This window comes from Arthrobacter castelli DSM 16402, from assembly GCF_000430705.1.
Taxonomy (GTDB): Bacteria; Actinomycetota; Actinomycetes; order Actinomycetales; family Micrococcaceae; genus Arthrobacter_C; species Arthrobacter_C castelli.
In genome coordinates this window covers 61,224-78,969 of sequence record NZ_AUMN01000002.1, presented here as the reverse complement: position 1 = coordinate 78,969, position 17,746 = coordinate 61,224, and the positions used below count along the sequence as shown (strand labels likewise).

At 63.4% G+C, this 17,746-nt stretch carries 19 protein-coding genes; 6 read left to right on the top strand and 13 right to left on the bottom strand.

The features are described 5' to 3' along the window. Nucleotides 1-128: 128 nt before the first annotated feature. Genes ruvC through pdxT form a run of 3 tightly spaced genes read right to left on the bottom strand, consistent with a single transcriptional unit; the run spans nt 129 to nt 2,308 of the window. A complete protein-coding gene (gene ruvC, locus H535_RS23160) occupies nt 129-782 on the bottom strand; it encodes a crossover junction endodeoxyribonuclease RuvC (RefSeq protein WP_051298420.1) in 654 nt (217 codons plus the stop codon). A gap of 7 nt (nt 783-789) precedes the next feature. Further along, the gene (locus H535_RS0102915; RefSeq protein ID WP_026818355.1) at nt 790-1,548 is read right to left on the bottom strand and encodes a YebC/PmpR family DNA-binding transcriptional regulator; all 759 of its coding nucleotides are present in this window, start codon (nt 1,546-1,548) and stop codon (nt 790-792) included. A gap of 4 nt (nt 1,549-1,552) precedes the next feature. Beyond that, a complete protein-coding gene (gene pdxT, locus H535_RS0102910; RefSeq protein WP_026818354.1) occupies nt 1,553-2,308 on the bottom strand; it encodes a pyridoxal 5'-phosphate synthase glutaminase subunit PdxT in 756 nt (251 codons plus the stop codon). A 98-nt stretch (nt 2,309-2,406) separates the two neighbouring features. Here pdxT and asnB point away from each other — a divergent pair, with 98 nt between their 5' ends. The 4 genes from asnB (at nt 2,407) to H535_RS0102890 (ending at nt 6,814) form a co-directional block, all read left to right on the top strand. Then, on the top strand, nt 2,407-5,067 hold the full coding sequence (gene asnB / locus H535_RS0102905) for an asparagine synthase (glutamine-hydrolyzing) (RefSeq protein ID WP_026818353.1): 2,661 nt from the start codon (nt 2,407-2,409) through the stop codon (nt 5,065-5,067). 88 nt (nt 5,068-5,155) lie between these two features. Further along, the gene (locus H535_RS23155; RefSeq protein ID WP_035768181.1) at nt 5,156-5,839 is read left to right on the top strand and encodes a class I SAM-dependent methyltransferase; all 684 of its coding nucleotides are present in this window, start codon (nt 5,156-5,158) and stop codon (nt 5,837-5,839) included. 285 nt (nt 5,840-6,124) lie between these two features. Continuing rightward, a complete protein-coding gene (locus H535_RS0102895; protein WP_026818352.1) occupies nt 6,125-6,403 on the top strand; it encodes a type II toxin-antitoxin system Phd/YefM family antitoxin in 279 nt (92 codons plus the stop codon). Nucleotides 6,404-6,406: 3 nt separating this feature from the next. Further along, nucleotides 6,407-6,814 carry a type II toxin-antitoxin system VapC family toxin gene (locus H535_RS0102890; protein ID WP_026818351.1) on the top strand — a complete coding sequence of 136 codons (408 nt, stop codon included), beginning with the start codon at nt 6,407-6,409 and terminating at the stop codon, nt 6,812-6,814. Between the two features lie 283 nt (nt 6,815-7,097). Here the strand turns inward: H535_RS0102890 and pdxS are convergent, their stop codons facing one another. Continuing rightward, on the bottom strand, nt 7,098-8,012 hold the full coding sequence (gene pdxS / locus H535_RS0102885) for a pyridoxal 5'-phosphate synthase lyase subunit PdxS (RefSeq protein ID WP_026818350.1): 915 nt from the start codon (nt 8,010-8,012) through the stop codon (nt 7,098-7,100). A gap of 111 nt (nt 8,013-8,123) precedes the next feature. Continuing rightward, on the bottom strand, nt 8,124-8,810 hold the full coding sequence (locus H535_RS0102880; protein ID WP_026818349.1) for a winged helix-turn-helix transcriptional regulator: 687 nt from the start codon (nt 8,808-8,810) through the stop codon (nt 8,124-8,126). Nucleotides 8,811-8,972: 162 nt separating this feature from the next. Between H535_RS0102880 and H535_RS0102875 the strand changes: the two genes are divergently transcribed. After that, a complete protein-coding gene (locus H535_RS0102875; RefSeq protein ID WP_162144846.1) occupies nt 8,973-10,025 on the top strand; it encodes a class I SAM-dependent methyltransferase in 1,053 nt (350 codons plus the stop codon). 19 nt (nt 10,026-10,044) lie between these two features. Here the strand turns inward: H535_RS0102875 and pgsA are convergent, their stop codons facing one another. Genes pgsA through thrS form a run of 3 tightly spaced genes read right to left on the bottom strand, consistent with a single transcriptional unit; the run spans nt 10,045 to nt 13,319 of the window. After that, on the bottom strand, nt 10,045-10,668 hold the full coding sequence (gene pgsA, locus H535_RS0102870; RefSeq protein WP_026818347.1) for a phosphatidylinositol phosphate synthase: 624 nt from the start codon (nt 10,666-10,668) through the stop codon (nt 10,045-10,047). A 12-nt stretch (nt 10,669-10,680) separates the two neighbouring features. After that, entirely contained in the window at nt 10,681-11,247 is a 567-nt protein-coding gene (locus H535_RS0102865) for an HIT family protein (RefSeq protein ID WP_026818346.1), read from the bottom strand. Between the two features lie 35 nt (nt 11,248-11,282). Then, nucleotides 11,283-13,319 (bottom strand): threonine--tRNA ligase, encoded by a 2,037-nt coding sequence (thrS, locus tag H535_RS0102860; protein ID WP_026818345.1) that lies wholly within the window; start codon nt 13,317-13,319, stop codon nt 11,283-11,285. A 376-nt stretch (nt 13,320-13,695) separates the two neighbouring features. On the opposite strand from thrS, the gene H535_RS0102855 reads away from it, so the two are divergent. Next, on the top strand, nt 13,696-14,070 hold the full coding sequence (locus tag H535_RS0102855) for a type II toxin-antitoxin system VapC family toxin (protein WP_026818344.1): 375 nt from the start codon (nt 13,696-13,698) through the stop codon (nt 14,068-14,070). A gap of 187 nt (nt 14,071-14,257) precedes the next feature. Here H535_RS0102855 and H535_RS0102850 read toward each other — a convergent pair whose 3' ends face one another. From H535_RS0102850 to H535_RS0102830, 5 genes are all read right to left on the bottom strand, one after another. Further along, nucleotides 14,258-14,614, bottom strand: coding sequence for a HepT-like ribonuclease domain-containing protein (locus H535_RS0102850; protein ID WP_026818343.1), 357 nt, complete (start codon nt 14,612-14,614; stop codon nt 14,258-14,260). Then, on the bottom strand, nt 14,604-14,909 hold the full coding sequence (locus H535_RS0102845) for a nucleotidyltransferase family protein (RefSeq protein WP_211236513.1): 306 nt from the start codon (nt 14,907-14,909) through the stop codon (nt 14,604-14,606). Before H535_RS0102845 ends, H535_RS0102850 begins: the two co-directional genes overlap by 11 nt. A 99-nt stretch (nt 14,910-15,008) precedes the next feature. Then, a complete protein-coding gene (locus tag H535_RS0102840) occupies nt 15,009-15,950 on the bottom strand; it encodes a cytochrome b/b6 domain-containing protein (RefSeq protein WP_026818341.1) in 942 nt (313 codons plus the stop codon). 48 nt (nt 15,951-15,998) lie between these two features. Beyond that, nucleotides 15,999-16,985 (bottom strand): electron transfer flavoprotein subunit alpha/FixB family protein, encoded by a 987-nt coding sequence (locus H535_RS0102835; protein ID WP_026818340.1) that lies wholly within the window; start codon nt 16,983-16,985, stop codon nt 15,999-16,001. Beyond that, on the bottom strand, nt 16,982-17,746 hold the full coding sequence (locus H535_RS0102830; protein ID WP_026818339.1) for an electron transfer flavoprotein subunit beta/FixA family protein: 765 nt from the start codon (nt 17,744-17,746) through the stop codon (nt 16,982-16,984). Before H535_RS0102830 ends, H535_RS0102835 begins: the two co-directional genes overlap by 4 nt.

The following is a 17,746-nucleotide window of genomic DNA, read 5'->3' as shown; positions in this document are numbered from 1 at the left end:
CGCGGCAGCCTCCCATATGGCATCGTCCAACGGCAATTACCGAACATATTTACTAACCCTACCGTCCGCCGCCGTTAATATTGCCGCCCGCCACACCCTGTGCGGCTATCCGCGGCTATCAGGTGCTATCAGGGGCGGCCGGGCCTGGACTGAGTGGATTTGCTCGATATGCCCGGCCTGCGTGCTCTCTCCGACCGTTCTGCTTCCATCCAGGCACGCTGGGCGGCCGTCAGCGACCCCGCCCGCTCAGCGCCACTGGCACCACCGCCGGAACTGCCGGCGCCACTGGCACCACCGGCACCGGCACCAGCACGCCAGGCGTGGGTAATTGCCAGGGCCAACGCGTCCGCAGCGTCTGCCGGACTCGGTGGTGTGGCCAGCCGCAGAATCCGGGTCACCATCTTGGTCACCGCCGTCTTGTCGGCCGAACCGTGACCTGTCACTGCAGCTTTGACCTCGGTGGGAGTGTGCAGCGCGACCGGAATTCCATGCCGTGCGGCCGCGACAATAACAACGCCGGAGGCCTGGGCCGTGCCCATCACGGTGCTGACGTTGAGCTGACTGAAGACGCGCTCGACGGCAACGGCGTCGGGTTGATGAGTCTCAAGCCATTCGTCAGCCGCGGTCGAAATCGCGAGCAGTCGGCTGTCCAGCGGCTGGGCCGCGGCCGTTCCGGCCACCCCGACCGCAACGAGACCGGCACGCCTGTTGGCCTCGACGTCCACCACCCCGAAGCCGCACCGGGTCAGGCCCGGATCCACGCCGAGCACGCGCAAAGTCACGGCGGCGCTACTCCTCTTCGTTCAGCTGTTCGCGGACGTCGTCGTCGATGTCGGCGTTCGAGTACACGTTCTGCACATCGTCGAGGTCCTCCAGCGCGTCGACAATGCGCAGGAACTTCCGGGCATCCTGCACGTCCAGGTTCACCTTGACCGATGGAACGAACGCTGCCTCGTCGGATTCGTATTCGATGCCGGACTCCTCAAGGGCCGTCCTCACCTCTATCAGGTCCGTGGCTTCGGAGATGACCTCGAAGGAGTCGCGCTCGTCCTTGACCTCTTCGGCCCCCGCGTCGAGCACCGCGAGCAGCACGTCGTCCTCGGACAGGTCATTTTTGGGCAGGCTGATGACTCCCTTGCGGGTGAACATGTAGGACACCGACCCCGGGTCCGCCATGTTTCCGCCGTTCTTGGTCACCGCAGTCCTGACCTCCGAGGCGGCACGGTTCTTGTTGTCTGTGAGGCACTCGATCAGCAGCGCCGCGCCGCTGGGCCCGTAGCCTTCGTAGATAATCTGGTGATATTCGACGGCCTCGCCGAGCAAGCCGGCACCACGTTTGACGGCCCGGTCGATGTTGTCGCTGGGCACTGACGTCTTCTTCGCCTTGGTGATGGCCTCGACGAGTGCTGGATTACCGGCCGTGTCAGCGCCACCGGCCCGGGCCGCCACCTCGATGTTCTTGATCAGCTTGGCAAACGACTTGGCCCGGCGGGCGTCGATCACAGCCTTCTTGTGTTTGGTGGTTGCCCATTTGGAGTGGCCCGACATACTTTTACGCTTCTCCTCTGATCATTCGGATGAAAAGTTCGTGGATCCGCCGCTCCCCCGTCACTTCCGGATGGAACGAGGTGGCCAGCAAGGTGGATGTCCGTACTGCCACAATTCTAACGGTCCCGCCCTGCTGCGCCGCAGAAGACGCAGCAGCGGTCGCAGTGGCCGCAGTGGCCGCAGTGGCCGCAGATGGAACGTCGACTGTCGCCAGCACCTGCACGCCCGGACCTGTCCGATCGGCCCACGGCGCCCGGATGAAGACGGCCCGCACCGGTGCCGGTGCAGCCCCCTCAGAAAGACCGCCCTCGCCGACGCCACCTTCCGGATCCAGCTGCGCGAAGTCCAGATCCACCTCGAAGGACTCACGCTGCCGGCCGAACGCATTGCGCCGCACGGTCATATCCAGGCCGCCGAATGTTTGCTGCGGCTCCCCTGTACTGCTGCGCGCGGCGTCCACGATATCGTCTGCCAGCAGGATCATTCCCGCGCAGGATCCGTAGACGGGCATTCCCGCCGCGATCCGCTCCTTCAGCGGTCCGGCCAGGTCGAAGATCCTGCTGAGCCGGTCGATGGTCGTTGATTCGCCGCCGGGAATGATCAGCCCGTCCATCATCGCCAGTTCGGTTGGCCGGCGCACCGGAACCGCCTGCGCACCCATCGAAGCGAGGACACGGAGGTGTTCGGCATTGTCGCCCTGCAACGCCAGTACTCCGACGCGCAGGCCCCGTGCGTCGGGCGGCGCTAGTGGATTCGTCACTCAGTCATCATAGAGCCCGTGTTGGGTGGTGGACGGTATGGGCCCCGATAACCATTAGCATTGACTGCAGACTCATCAGCAATAGACGAGGTAGGACTATGTGCGGAATCGCCGGCTACTGCGGATTCGAAGAGGATAAGCCTCTTCTCGAATCCATGAACGAGTGCATTCAGCACCGGGGCCCCGACGGCGAGGGGTACTACAGCGAGGGAACAGTTGGACTGGCCCACCGCCGGTTGTCGATTATCGACGTCGCACATGGGCAGGAACCGATGATCAGCGCCGATGGCGACGTCGTGCTGATCTACAACGGCGAGGTGTACAACTATCTTCAGCTGAAAGCGGAACTTGAGGAACTCGGCCGCACCTTCCGGACCGTATCGGACACCGAAGTGGTGCTGCAGGCCTACGAAGAGTGGGGCGACGAGGCGTTCGACCGCTTCAACGGCATGTTCGGTTTTGCCATCTATGACAAGAAGCGCTCCAGGGTCGTCCTGGTCCGGGACCATTTCGGGATCAAGCCGCTCTACTATGCCAACGCCGGAACGGACGACAAGCCACAGATCCTGTTCGGGTCCGAGATCAAATCCATCCTCGCCGCCGACAAGATAGAGCACCGCCCCAACGAGCGGATCCTCTTCCGGTACCTGCAATTCCGGATTCACGACGACGAGCCGGAGACCTTCTTTGCCGGCATTCGGAAACTGATGCCGGGCGAGAAGATGGTCATTGATACCTCCTCCGGCGAATTCCACATCAGCCCTTACACCCGGTTGAAGGAAGAACTCGCGGAGCTGTCCAGTGTCGAGACTCCCTACAGCCGCGAGGTCATCAACGAATACCGGCGCCAGTTCACCGAAGGTCTGCGGCTGCGGCTGCAGTCCGAGGTGCCTGTGGGGACCGCGTTGTCCGGAGGACTGGACTCGTCCGCCGTCGTCGTCACCATTAATAAACTGATGGCTGAGCACGCAGAGGCCACCGATTCGCTGGGTTCCACACAGCAGACGTTCTCCGCGGTCTTCCCGAACTCAATCAACGACGAAGAACAGTACGCCGACGCCGTACTGGATATGTGCGAAGGCAATGTCACCTCGCACAAGATCCTCCCGGCGGCAGAGGAGTTTGCCGCCGATTTAGAGGATTTCGTCCGCACCCAGGAGGAACCCATCATCTCCTCGGGGCCCTACGCCCAGTACCGGGTGATGCAGGAAGCGTCGAAGCACGTGACGGTTTTGCTTGACGGCCAGGGCGCCGACGAGATGATGGCCGGCTACATCCCGTACTACTTCGCCTACCTGCGGCAGCTGAAGACCCGCGGCCAGTACCAGAAGCTGGCCCGGGAAGTGTTTTCAGCGCTTGACATTTTCTACCGGCTGGGCCGGTTCCGGCTGCGGGGCATGGTCACCAGGCGGAAGAGCCTGTCCATCGGCTCGCTGCTGAACAAGGACTTCACCGGCAAGTATGCCAACGAGAAGTTCGCCAACATTCCCGACAACCTCAAGGCCCGGCTGATCGACGACCTGTTCTACAAGTCGTTGCCCGCCGTGCTGCGCTATGAGGACAAGAACACCATGCGGTTCTCGCTCGAGGGCCGTGTCCCCTTCCTGGACAAGGAAGTGGTCAAGTACCTGTTCAGCCTGGATGACGAGTCGATCATTAAGGGCGGCTGGAACAAGCGCGTGCTGCGCGACGCCACCCGTGGCCTGCTGCCGGAAATGATCAGCAACCGGCGCAACAAGATCGGCTTCACCACTCCGGAGGCCGAATGGTTCAAGCTGATGAAGGAACGGATCTACGAGATCTTCCTGTCGTCGTCGTTCGAACACCGGCCCTACTGGGACCACGACGCCGTGCTGTATGCCTTCGAGGAGTACCTGCAGGATAAGAACAGCGCTTCCACGATGGTCTTCTGGAGGTTGCTCAACACTGAGATGTGGCTGCGGGAGTACTTCGACGAATCGGAAGTCAAGGAAGGCAGCGAACCGAAAACGGACTACGAGCCGAATCCGGGCAAGGAACTGGATCTCACGCTCGACGACGGCGCGGGCTACCGCCGCTATCCGCTGCGGACGGACGTCTTCTACCGCGAGACGGACTTTGACCCGGCGGTGCTGGGCTATGTGCAGCGCTTCTTCAATGGCTTGCCGGAGTCCGGCGGGGACCATGAGGCGGTGGCAAAGGACAAGCGGTGGTACTTGTTCGTCAGCGAGAAGATCGTTGCCATGACCCAGGGCAGGTCCATTCCGGTGTGGGATATCAAGGTCTCCTCCGCCGCCCGGCTGTTGAGCAAATTCGTCAGCCGCAATCCCGGCGGCATCGGCCTGGCCAGTCCCTGGTCGATGCAGTTGGCGATCGACGAAGTCGGGCTGGGCCGGATTCTGTACGCCTCCGGGCGCAGCGTGCTCGGTAAACTGCAGGGCCGCAAGGGCGTCTTCTACGATGTGGTGGGGCACAACATCAACGCCATTGACGGCGCCGCCGGCTACCAGGTCGGGACCTCCACCCACTCGGTCAAGCTCGCCCCCGAGGATCCCGACGGCGTCGCGGCCCGGCTGAGCCGGCTGGTGGCGGCGCAGCTGCCGGCTCAGTACGCGGACAACTTTGCCGGGACGGCCATTATGGACGCCAATGACCTGGGCTGCGTGGCGCTGGGCCACGACACCGAGCTGGACATCCCCACCCTGGAGGCGATCTTCGCGGACAACCCGCAGGGCCAGACGACACAAACCACGCCGATGTCGATCGTCTTCCGCCACTGAGCCGGGCTATGGACAGGGACCGGGGCCGGGTGTCTACTGGAAGATAGTTCCGGCGTCACGCCGGACCGGACTATAGAGCGGTGGCACCGTGAACGGATCCTCCGGCGGCTGCTCCGGACCAACCGGGAATGCGCAGACGGCCTTCGACCATGGACTGGTCGGCCGATTCAACGCATGGTTCTTCACGTTCTTCGCCGGCTACATCAACCACGCTGCGCATGCGCACAAGACCGAAGCGTTCGGGGGTATTGGCACCGGCACCATCGTGGAGATCGGCGCGGGCACCGGAGCAAACCTGTCCTACCTCGAACCCGGCACTCACTTGTACGCGGTGGAGCCGAACCGCAGGATGCATCCACGGCTGAAACGCCGATGCCGGCAGGCGGGCATCGGCCTGACGATACTTCCCACTGGCGCCGAACATATTGACCTGCCCGATGGATCCGTTGACGTGGTGATGTGCTCCCTGGTGCTGTGCACGGTGGGCATGCCGTCCCAAGTGGTGGCGGAGGCACGCCGGATCCTGCGCGCAGGCGGTACTTTCCGCTTCGTGGAGCACATTGCGGCCCCGGACGGCAGCGTCCGCGGCAGGGCACAGCGGATGATTCGGCGGCCGTGGGGCTTCGTTTTTGAGGGATGCGATCCCCACCGGGACACCATCGCGACGGTGAACGGCGCCGGATTCGCTGCCGTGCAGGCTCACCGGCAGCGATTCCACCACTCCGTCTTTTGGCCGGTCAATACCGCTGCATGGGGCATAGCCGTCCGCTAGGGTCTCGACAGGCTCGACCACCGAACTCGACAGGCTCGACCACCGAACTCGACAGGCTCGACCACCGAACTCGACCGGCTCGACCGCTGCTGCACTTACCAGCCGCGTTCGGCCAACCGGTGCGGTTCGGGAACGTGGTCCACGTTGATGCCGCGGCCCGAAGTTGACGAGTTCCCCGTCCCACCGTCCGTAGTCGCAGGGTCGGCATGCATGCAGACAAGGTTTGTGCGGCGAGCATTCTGCACCGCACAACGGAATGTCAGACTTAAGTAGTACACTTGGTGCATGCGAACGATCACCAAGCGCGAGCTCAATCAGCAAACCGCTGCCGTCCTGGACAAGGTCGCCGGCACCGACGATGTGGTGGTGACCGAGCGGGGCAAGCCGCGCTGGCGGGTCAGCGCCGTCAGGGAATCGGACACGGCGCTGGCGCGGTTGGAGCGCGAAGGGCGGTACACCCCTCCGGCATCAGAACCTGCACCGTGGCCGGCGGCCCCCGGCGGGCCCGCGTACTCGACGGATGAGGCCGACGCACTGTTCGACGAGATGCGAGGAGATCACTGACTCGTGCCTGATGCCCTGATCTACCTCGACTCCTCGGTTGCCCTCCGCACGATCCTGGACGTACCCGAGCGCAAACGACTGCAGTCCTGGATGCAGGTCCCGGGGACGACCTTTGCCTCCTCCCGCCTCCTGCGCACGGAGGTGATCCGAGTCCTACGACGCGACGACAGGCCGCTCGCTGACGGGATGCCGCTCCTTGACCGCGTCGGCATGCTGGAGATCAGCCGGGAGACCCACACCGTCGCCGAATCCATCGAGCGGCACGTCAAGACCCTCGACGCCCTGCACCTGGCGACGGCGCTCCTGATCGGCGATCCGGTCACGGTGGCGACGCACGACCAGACGCTGAAGACTGTCGCCGGACATCTGGGCCTGAACATCACCGACCCCGTCGAATCACCCTCTCGCTGAGTTCTCGGATGCGGTGGGCCCGAGGTGGACGAAATGCGAGCTTGAGCTGCCGAGGAGGATGAGATCTCACGATGCCATCGACGACACCCTTAGCCGCGCGAATCGAAGATCACCCCCATAGGAGCACGACATAAGCGACAGCGTCGAGCGTTCCGGCGCATGTGACGGTCGAGCGATGCGGTCCTGATCACCGTAACGGCGGCTCCCGACTCATGGAGCGTCGTGCATCAGTTCTCGCTGGGTTAGCTGGTATCCGACGCCAAACCGGCTCAGCGATCTGGCACTACCAGCCGCGTTGGGCCAGCCGGTGCGGTTCGGGCACCTGGTCCACGTTCAGTCCCACCATGGCTTCGCCGAGCCCGCGGGAGACATCGGCGAGCACGTCCGGGTCGTCGTGGAATGTAGTGGCCTTGACGACGGCGGCGGCGCGGGCTGCAGGGTTATTGGACTTGAAGATTCCGGAGCCGACAAAGACACCGTCGGCGCCGAGTTGCATCATCATGGCCGCATCGGCCGGTGTCGCGATCCCGCCTGCGGTAAACAGCACCACGGGCAGCCTCCCGGCGGATGCCACCTCGCGGACCAGCTCGAACGGTGCCTGGAGTTCCTTCGCCGCGACATAGAGTTCGTCCTCGGGCATGGAGGACAGACGTTTGACCTCGGCGCGGATCTGGCGCATGTGGGTCGTGGCGTTCGAGACGTCACCGGTGCCGGCTTCGCCCTTGGAACGGATCATCGCCGCGCCTTCGTTGATTCGGCGCAGCGCTTCGCCGAGGTTGGTGGCGCCGCAGACGAAGGGAACCTTGAAATTCCACTTGTCCACGTGATTCGTGTAGTCGGCCGGTGTCAGCACCTCGGACTCGTCGATGTAGTCGACGCCGAGGGATTGCACGATCTGTGCCTCGACAAAGTGGCCGATCCGTGCCTTCGCCATCACCGGGATTGACACGCTGTTGACGATGCTGTCGATCATGTCCGGATCACTCATCCGTGACACGCCGCCTTCGGCGCGGATGTCGGCGGGTACGCGCTCCAGTGCCATCACGGCGACGGCGCCCGAGTCTTCGGCAATGCGCGCCTGTTCGGCGGTGACGACGTCCATGATGACGCCGCCCTTCAACATTTCCGCCATGCCGCGCTTGACCCGGTTGCCACCCGTGACAGGAGCGGACGACGGCGGTTGTTCAGTGCTGGACACGTGCAAGCCCCTAAGTGTTGAGAAGGTTGTTCCACTTCCATTCTATGCCGCGCTCACCGGCGCCGGGCACAAAGGTTACTTCATCGAACGATAATCGTCCCGGCGGCCCTGTCACCCGACCAGTGGAGGCCGGGTGGCCGGCGCGAAGACGGACAACTTCAGCCACTGCGGAAGGGCCCTGCGGGCCTCGCTGTTGCCCGCAAACGTCAGCTCCCCGGCCCGCACGGCCGAGTTCCAGGTGACATCGCCACGCCAGATGCGGACCAGGGTCAGCAGCGTGGAGTTCGTGGTGATGAGGACTTCATATCCGGGATCGGCATCGCACAGGTCCGTCACGGTGCCGCCTTCGATCACCACCCACCAGGTGGCGGAACGCGGCTCCACGTCGGTGAAATGAAAGCACAGCACCGTCCGGCTATCCGGCACGGCATCAAGGTCGATGTTGCGGTGGATGTCCCACATCAGCAGGTGCGGGTCGAGGTCGCCCTCCCCCAGTTGCGTCATCCAGTGCATGCCCCAATTACCAATAGCCATGATCACCGGGGCCAGCTCACGTCCTCCGGGCGTCAGTTCGTAGCGGATCCTGTTGCCGGAATCATCGCGCAACACCAGCCCGGCCCGCGCGAGGCTGCGCAGCCGCTTGGATAACAGCGCCGGAGACATCTTAGGGACCCCGCGGCGCAAGTCATTGAAGTAGTGGCTGCCCGCCAACAGCTCCCGGATGATGAGGATTGTCCACCGTTCATCCAGGACCTCCATGGTCTTGGCAACCGGACAATACTGGCCATAACCGGTCATACGACCGCCTCCCCTGACGCATTTTCATAGTACCGCCGCGACCGGGTGGGCGACCAGTACAGATTCAGTACCCATCCGATTCACATCTGGAACTGGAGGCCAAACGCGCCCCGGCGCATGCTGGAGAAACAGACAACTCGGGAATGTTTTGGAGGGATCATCATGACGACGACGTCAGCGCCCGGTGCCCGGGATGCAGTTCCGGACACGCAGACACAGGCGGGTGTGCTCTTGGCCCATACGGCCGGGTTTATGGCTCATCGCACGATCGATATTGGCCTTCGGAGCGGCTTGCTCAGGGGAATCGGGACCTCCCCTGGCGCCACGGCCGACGAACTGGCCGAGACGCTGAATCTGGACGGATTCTACGTGTCGGTATGGTGCCGGGCCGCATTTGCAGCCGCCGTGCTGGAGCGTTCCGGCGATGGCTACGTGCTGGCACCCCACGTTGAAACCCTATTGCTGGACCGCACTTCACCGGCATACATCGGGGCCACATATCAGTTGATGCGGCAACCGGAGATACTTGACCGGTTTGAAGCGAACCTGGCCACCGGTGAACGGCTCTGGTGGGACGAGACGAGCCCGGACTGGATTGCATCAGTGGCCGGCACGGGACTGCCGTTTTACACGCGCCTGATACCCGCAGGGCTGGACCAGATCCCCGGCGCGGCGGATGCGCTGGCACGCGGATGCAGGGTGATGGACACGTCCTGCGGTACAGGCTCCGGCCTGATCCGCCTGGCGGAAGCCTATCCGCTGTGCCGGATCACCGGCGTCGACGGCGATCAGCATTCTATTGACCGGGCCGCCCGGGCCGTCGAGGAGGCAGGCTTGTCCGAGCGGGTCCGTGTTGTCCGCAGTGCGTTGGAGGAGCTGACCATTGCAGAACCGGTGACCGTGGTCATCAACAACATCTCGATGCACGAATGCCGGGATATTGACGTGGTGACAAAGAACGTGAAGGAGTCGCTGGAGCCGGGCGGCTGGTTCGTGATCTCGGATTTCCCGTTCCCGGCCAGCGATGAAGGACTCCGGTCTGTGCCCGGGCGGATCATGTGTGGCATTCAGTTCTTCGAAGCCCAGATTGACGACCAGTTGCTTCCGCGTCAGGCCTACGACCGGCTGTTGACCGCCCACGGTTTCGAAGAATTGGGGTCATTTGTGCTCAGCCCGGTCCATGCGGTGACTTATGGGCGTAAACCGCTGCACTAGGCGCGCCGCCGGACTCGGCTCAGTCCGTGCCACGGTGCGGCGCCAGCGCCTGGCACCGCACCGTGAGGATACGCTGCAGCACCGTGATGAGACTGGCGACGGTGAGCAGTGCCATCACGGTCAACAGCACCTGCTCGGGCAGGCCGAGACCGGTGAAGCCGGTGGTGACCAGCACCACGACGAGCCGTTCGGAGCGCTCAGCGATTCCCACATTGGCCGTCATGGACAGTCCTTCGGCGCGGGCCTTGGCATACGACACCAGGCTGCCCAGCACCAGGCAGGCGAGGGCCAGCACCGCAATCCGGTAGTTGGCGCCTCCGGTGAAGTACCAGATCACCAATCCGGCGAATACGGCCGCATCGCCGAACCGGTCCAGGGTGGAATCCAGGAAGGCGCCCCAGTGGCCTTGATGGCCCGACATCCGGGCCATCAGGCCATCGACAATGTCCGAGAACACAAACACCGTAATGAATACTGTCCCCCAGAACAGCTCGCCCATTGGGTAGAAGATGAGCGCGCCGGCCGCCACCCCGCCGGTTCCGATCACCGTGACCACGTCCGGCGACACCCCCATTCGCACCAGCAGACGGGCCAGCGGGGTGAAGATGGCGGCAAAGAACGCGCGGGTGTATTTATTCAGCATTCATTCGCCCCTTTAGCGGCCGGTGTCGGAGGTTTCCGGTGCCGGCCATGCCTCCGTCAGTTGGCCGCGTACTTCATCGAGGGTCTGGGTGATGGCCTTGGTCTGGGCGATGATGGGCAGGAAATTCCCGTCGCCTCCCCACCGGGGGACGATGTGCTGGTGCAGGTGTGCGGCAATCCCCGCCCCACCGCTGGTTCCCTGGTTCATCCCGAGATTGAAGCCGGTGGGTTTGGCCACCTGGCGCAGCACACGCATGGCCGTTTGCGTCAGTTCAGCGATTTCCACCGTCTCGCCGCTGGTGATGTCCGTGTAGTCGGGCACATGCCGGTACGGGCACACCAGCAGATGGCCGGGGTTGTAAGGAAACAGGTTCAGCACCACATAGGCAGTTTCGCCGCGGTGGACGATCAGCGAATCCTCGTCCTTGCGGGCCGGAGCAGCACAGAAGGGGCACTCACTGTCCTTGAATTGATCCTGGCCGCCCTTGACGTAGGCCATCCGGTGCGGTGTCCACAGCCGCTGGAAGCAGTCGGGCACGCCCGGAATCTCGAAATCGTCCGTGATGGATTCGGCTCCCATCTGATCGGCTGTCTGCTTCGGCGTGGCCACAGATACTACCTTTCCCGGTTGGCTACCGCTTCAACAATGCGGCCGACGGCGTCGTCGACGGGCACCGCGTTCTGCTGGCTGCCGTCACGGAAGCGGAACGAAACCGCCCCGGCATCGCTGTCCTCGCCGCCGGCGATCAGCACGAACGGCACCTTGTCCTTGCTGGCATTGCGGATCTTCTTGGGGAACCTGTCCGTGCTGATATCCACTTCCGCACGGATACCGGCGGCGCGGAGCTTGTCGACGATGTCGTACATGTAGTCGTTGAACGCCTCGGCCACCGGAATGCCCACGACCTGCACCGGGGCCAGCCAGGCCGGGAAAGCGCCCGCATAGTGCTCGGTCAGCACGGCCAGGAAGCGTTCCACCGAACCGAACAGCGCACGGTGGATCATCACCGGCTGCTGCCGCGAACCATCGTCGGACTGGTACTCCAGCTCGAAACGCGCCGGGGTGTTGAAGTCCAACTGCATGGTTGACATCTGCCACGTCCGGCCGATCGCGTCGCGGGCCTGCACGGAGATTTTAGGGCCGTAGAATGCGGCGCCGCCGGGATCCGGAACGAGCTCCAGCCCGGACGCCTGGGCCACTTCAGCCAGTGTGTTGGTTGCTTCGTCCCAGATCTCGTCGGAGCCGACATACTTATCCGGGTTCTTGGTGGACAACTCCAGATAGAAGTCCTCCAAGCCGTAATCGCGGAGCAGCCCGAGGACGAAGTCGAGGGTGGTGGACAGCTCCTGCTTCATCTGGTCGCGGGTGCAGAAAATATGGGCATCGTCCTGGGTCATGCCCCGCACCCGGGTGAGGCCGTGGATGACACCGGATTTCTCATAGCGGTACACCGAGCCGAACTCGAACATCCGCATGGGCAGTTCCCGGTAGGAGCGGCCGCGGGATTCGAAGATCAGGCAGTGCATCGGGCAGTTCATCGGCTTGAGGTAGTAGTCCTGGCCGGGCTTGACCACGTTGCCGTCGTCGTCGGTCACCTCGTCCACATGCATAGGCGGGAACATGCCGTCCCGATACCAGTCCAGGTGCCCGGAGACCTCATAGAGCCTGGACTTGGTGATGTGGGGCGTGTACACGAACTCGTACCCGGCGTCGGCATGGCGCTGTCGGGAGTAGTCCTCCATCGCCTTCCGCACGATTCCGCCCTTGGGGTGGAAAACCGGCAGCCCCGACCCAAGTTCCTCGGGGAAGGAAAACAGGTCGAGTTCGGCCCCGATGCGGCGGTGGTCGCGCCGCTCCGCCTCGGCAATGCGTTCCTGGTAGGCCTTCAGATCATCCTTGGTGGGCCAGGCGGTGCCATAGATGCGCTGCAGCTGCTTGTTCTTTTCGTCGCCACGCCAGTAGGCGGCGGCCGAGCGGGTTAGCGCGTAGGCGTTGGAGATGATTTTCGTGTTCGGCAGGTGCGGTCCGCGGCACAAGTCTTCCCAGACGACGTCGCCGCTTTTGCGGTCCACGTTGTCGTAGATCGTCAGCTCGCCGGCGCCCACTTCCACGGAAGCGCCCTCGGCCCCGTCCAGTTCGGCATCCAGCTCGGCCTCGGCTGACTCACCCTTGAGCCCGAGCAGCTCGAGTTTGTACGGTTCGTCGGCCATCTCGGCGCGCGCCTTGTCACCGGTGACCACCCGGCGCCGGAACTGCTGGTTGCTGTTGACGATTTTGAGCATCATCTTTTCCAGCTTTTTCAGGTCCTCGGGCGTGAAGGGGTCTTCGACATCGAAATCGAAGTAGAACCCATCGGTGACGTAGGGGCCAATCCCCAGCTTGGCGTCCGGGCGCAGCTGCTGGACGGCCTGTGCCATCACGTGTGCGGCCGAGTGCCGCAGTACGTTGAGGCCCTCCGGTGAGCCAATCGCCACCGGATCGACCCGGGCCCCGTCCTCAACCAGTTCGGTGTCCAGGTCTTTGAGCTCATCATTGACCCGGATGACGACGACGTCGCGCTGGTCGGCGAACAGTTCGGTTCCGGTAGTGCCCGCCGTCACCTGGTGCTCTTCGCCGTCGACGATGAGGGTGATGTGTTGGGGCACTGCCACGGGAGTCTCCTCGATGCTAGGTGATGTCGCGCGCCGGAGCACGACGCGATGGCCCCCGTACGACGAGGGTCCCTTTGATGGTATCGGCATCGGTTGGGCCCCACCAACATCGCCCCACCATCGCGGCACGCTGCCGAACTCCGCCAGGTGATTGCGCTTTTTGCCGCCGGAACGTCCACAAAGTCCTCTCAGAGGCGGCGGAAGCTCAAGGTGTATCGCTGAGACCCGGTACTTGGTGCGCGAGCTCTCCCATTTGGCGCAGCGCACCCAGGCTATAGAGGTCAATTCCGCCATCATCCTCGAAACACAAAGGGGCCGTTGCGGCCGACGTTCCGCGTGAGAGCATTGTCAGCGCTTTACATGCCGGTCGTGGCGAGTGATCGTTGTCGACGTCGGCGTCATCGTCGAATTGTTGGTGAACGATATCGAGCCACAGCGCATCGGAGCCGAAGCATTGGCTGCGCCGTATCTGCTGGACAGTGAGGTGGCGAATGCCCTTCGCCGACTGGTCCTTCGCTCGGTGCTGACCGAAAATCAGGGCGCGAAGGCGATGGATGGTTTCGGCGAGCTCTATCTGGAGAGGTTTGGCGCCCGGCCGCTGCTACCCCGGATGTGGGAACTGCGGCATAATCTCAGTGCCTACGAAGCCACCTACGTCGTGTTGGCCGAAGTGCTTGACCTATCACTGGTGACCACGGATACGCGAATGGTCAACGCAACAGGTCCGGGATGTAGTATTCGTCTGCTCTAAACCGGGTTTACGTGGTCCAAAGAGCATGTCGGGACCACGGTCCCAGCCACCGGCTGCATTCCGCCGACGAAAATGAGATTGATGCTGGCACCGATGCCCTGGATCCAAGCCGAGGGCGATAGCACCTCGCCGCGAAACCCGACGCCACCCATGACCGCTACGTGGGATGACTGCAGCGCACGGAACGTCAGACAGTTGGCGGACCGTATTCGGCTAGTAGCGACTCGAGGACAGGGATCAGCGTGGGAATGTCGTGCTCCAATACCGCCCACACGCGCACGTGATCGACATCATCGTAGCGGTGCACGATGACGTTTCTCGTGGCGACAATTGCATGGACTTGGGGCACTCTGTTGGCGCTTTCGACATCGTCGCGGCGAATGCGGTTCAGCGCCTCGCCGATAATCTCCAACTGCCGCTCAACTGCTGCCTGTCGGATCCAGTCGGCGAGGTAGCCATCGCGAGTCAGCCCGTCGACAATGGCGCGCGCCTTCTCCGCCGCCCGCAGAGCATCCCACAGGTGTGCAGGCGTCTCAGGCCGCATAAACATCCTGCGCCGTGCCGAACGCCGACTCTGCGAAGTACGGGTTGCGAACGTTACGAGCGTCGGTCAGGTCTACCGGCAGGCCAACGATCCGCTCCAGCTCCGCACGAAGCCCGAAGAGCGCCTGGAAAGTGCGCTCCGCGTCAGGCTTGTAGTCGACGAGGAAGTCGATGTCGCTGCGCTCAGGATCGAAGCCGTCGGTCAGCACCGACCCGAACACCCTCAGGCGCGCCACTCCGTACCGCTCACAGGCACGCGCAATCGCCGCACGATCCTGCAACTTAACGGCCATCATGTCCTCAGTATCCCATCACCACCGTCACGACGACAGGGCTTGCACAGAAATGCTGGCCACTCCCCCGTATCAGCATCAGCGGGTGGCAAGTCGCGTCGCTCATCGCCGGGTCACCTTGCCGGTGAGCTGCGCCGCAGACTGCATGAACAGCGGCCGCGCGGCGATCCACCCCAGGACCACGATGATGGCCGCCACGACGAAGATCCAGAAACCGATCCAGTTGACGGTGTCCTGCCCCTGGCTGCTGAACATGTAGTTGAGGTTGCGCCGCATGCCGGTGGTGAACACCAGCACGACATGGACGAAGATGAACAGCACGAAGTAGAACATCACCGGCAGGTGGACCGCCCGGGCGGCCTCTATCGGATAGAAGCGGTTGATTTTCCAGTTATTCCTCCATAGTGAGGACAGTCGGATTCCGGTGATGATGGCCAACGGGGCCGCAATAAAAATCGTCACAAAATATGCAAGCAGTTGAAGTGCGTTATAACTATTCCAGGCGGATTCCATCGGCCAATTAAGCGACAGGTACTGCAGCCCTGCCGAGATGGCATTGGGAAAGATCTCCCATCCGCCGGGCACGACCCGTTTCCAATGCCCGGTGGAAAAGAGCAGGACGTAGAACACGACGCCGTTAAGTATCCATAAGGTTCCCAGACTGTAGTGCAACCACAGATAGATGCTCATCTTGGCCGGCGGATTCTGACGACTGCGCGGCCCTACCGTGCGTGTCCAGTACGCTTCCGGCGTCTGCTGGGTGCGGACCATCCACCCTGCGCGGACGATCAGCACGATCAGAAAGAGGTTGAAGAAGTGCTGCCATTGCAGCCACCAGGGAAAACCGGCCGGGGTCCCTTCTGCGGCGCGGCTGTGGCCGGAATATTGGCTTAGGAAGTCCTGTCCGGCCGCACTGTCCAGAAACCATCGGGAAGCAATCACGGCCGCGGCCGCGACGACGATCACGACGGGAACGATCCAGACCAACTTGGACCACTTTGATTGGCGGAAACCAGCGCCCGCCTTACTCGCCGACGTCTTCACTGCTCTCCTGTCGATCAAGAATCACCGTCTGTAAAAATCTACCAGCCCCTATTCTGCCGCATCCGGTGCAGTCCGCCGCCGCAGTTCCTCGTTGATGGCCGGAACCACCTCATGCAAATCACCGACGATGGCGTAATCGGCCCCGGTAACCATCGGGGCATCGGCGTCTGTGTTGATGGCGACAATCGTCTTGGCCGACTGGCATCCCGCCCAATGCTGGACTGCCCCGCTGATGCCGCAGGCGATGTAGACGTCGGGCGAGATCCTGCTGCCCGTCTGGCCGATCTGTTCGTAGTGCGGTCTCCACCCGAGGCTGGTCACCACCCGTGACGCTCCCAGCGTGGCACCCAGCAGATCTGTCAGTTCCAGCAGATCGTCGAAATCATCCGCCCCGCCCACGCCACGGCCGGCGCCGACGACGACCCGTGCACCGGTCAGCGCCGAGGTGTTGTCCGCCTCGCCCTCTTCGACCCGGACCACAGCTGTTGCCAAGTCCGCCTCGGTGAGCTCTGGCTCGAACTCCCGCCACGCCGGGTCGCTTGGCCGGGCGGCGTCGGCCGGTTCAACGGCGTGCCCGGCGACGGTGATCACGGTGGGACTTCCGTCCACCCGCATCTGCTCGAACGCGGCGCCTCCCATCACCTGCCGGGAGACGGTCACCGGATCGGTGTCGACGACGTCGACGACGTTGGCGGCCATTGATGTTCCGGCGCGGGCGGCAACGTGGGCGAGGATTTCGCTGCCGCGCGGAGTGCCTGCAGCCATCACGTAGTCCGACGGGACCGCGGCCAGGGCCGTTGCCCAAGCGCCTGCGCTGTAGCGGTCCATCCCCGGCCCGCCGGCATGATGGACGCTCTCCACGCCCTGGGCGGCCAACTGGTCCCGAACCGTCGCGGCGGCTTCGAGGGAGCCCGTCACCATAGCTTCGACGCTCTGCGTTCCGAGCCGCCCGGCCAGTTGACGGGCGAAGGTCAGTGTCTCCAATGAGGTGACGGCAGCGCCATCGGCACCTGTTTCCACGAGGACAAGTATCATCGGTTCAGCACTCCACTCCTGGCCAGCACGTCGACCAATGCCGGTGCGGCATCAGGTCCCTCACCGAGCATGTGCACGGTGCTGGGTTTCGGTTCCGGCAGGGTCAGCCGCACCCGGCCGGATCCTGCCGGTTCCAGCGGCGCGGCCTTCTGCTCGATCTTGAGCCGCTTGGCCTTCATCCTGCCCCGGATCGATGGATACCGTGGTTCCACGCCTCCCTCCTGCACCGCGATCAGTGCGGGCAGCGGGATTTCGAATACGTCAACGCCCTGCGGGCCGGCGCCTCGCGCCAGCACCGTTGCATCACGGATTTCGGCGGTGTTGATTCCGGTCAACACCGGCCTGTCCAGTTGGTAGGCCAGCCGCACGCCGACCTGGAAGTCTCCGGTGTCGGCGGCGTCATTGCCCACCAGAATCAGCTCGAAGGACATCTGAGCCTGCCGGACCTCGGAAGCTATCGCGGCGGCCACGTCCGCCGGGCCAAAGGCCTCGGGATCGGCCTCGATCAAGGTTGCGGAGTCGGCGCCCACGGCCACGGCGTACCGAAGCTGTTCGGCGGCTCCGGCCGCGCCAATGCTTAGCACCCGAGCATGCCCGCCGGTGTCCTTGGCCAGACCGACGCCGAGTTCGATCGCGCACTCGTCATGGGCGCTGAGCGTGTAGCCAACATGCCGGGCGTCGATCGAGTACTGATCGTCGCTGAGCAGGATTTCGCCCGAGATTTCCGGGACACGTTTGATACAGATCAGCACATTCGTCAT

Bases quoted from the DNA above. Each gene is read 5' to 3' on its own strand.
- H535_RS0102835 (WP_026818340.1), bottom strand. From the start codon at position 16,985: ATGATACTTGTCCTCGTGGAAACAGGTGCCGATGGCGCTGCCGTCACC.
- H535_RS0102915 (WP_026818355.1), bottom strand. From the start codon at position 1,548: ATGTCGGGCCACTCCAAATGGGCAACCACCAAACACAAGAAGGCTGTG.
- H535_RS0102895 (WP_026818352.1), top strand. From the start codon at position 6,125: ATGCGAACGATCACCAAGCGCGAGCTCAATCAGCAAACCGCTGCCGTC.
- pgsA (WP_026818347.1), bottom strand. From the start codon at position 10,668: ATGCTGAATAAATACACCCGCGCGTTCTTTGCCGCCATCTTCACCCCG.
- H535_RS0102875 (WP_162144846.1), top strand. From the start codon at position 8,973: ATGACGACGACGTCAGCGCCCGGTGCCCGGGATGCAGTTCCGGACACG.
- H535_RS0102830 (WP_026818339.1), bottom strand. From the start codon at position 17,746: ATGACGAATGTGCTGATCTGTATCAAACGTGTCCCGGAAATCTCGGGC.
- H535_RS0102845 (WP_211236513.1), bottom strand. From the start codon at position 14,909: ATGATGGCCGTTAAGTTGCAGGATCGTGCGGCGATTGCGCGTGCCTGT.
- H535_RS0102880 (WP_026818349.1), bottom strand. From the start codon at position 8,810: ATGACCGGTTATGGCCAGTATTGTCCGGTTGCCAAGACCATGGAGGTC.
- asnB (WP_026818353.1), top strand. From the start codon at position 2,407: ATGTGCGGAATCGCCGGCTACTGCGGATTCGAAGAGGATAAGCCTCTT.
- H535_RS0102850 (WP_026818343.1), bottom strand. From the start codon at position 14,614: ATGCGGCCTGAGACGCCTGCACACCTGTGGGATGCTCTGCGGGCGGCG.
- H535_RS0102865 (WP_026818346.1), bottom strand. From the start codon at position 11,247: ATGGGAGCCGAATCCATCACGGACGATTTCGAGATTCCGGGCGTGCCC.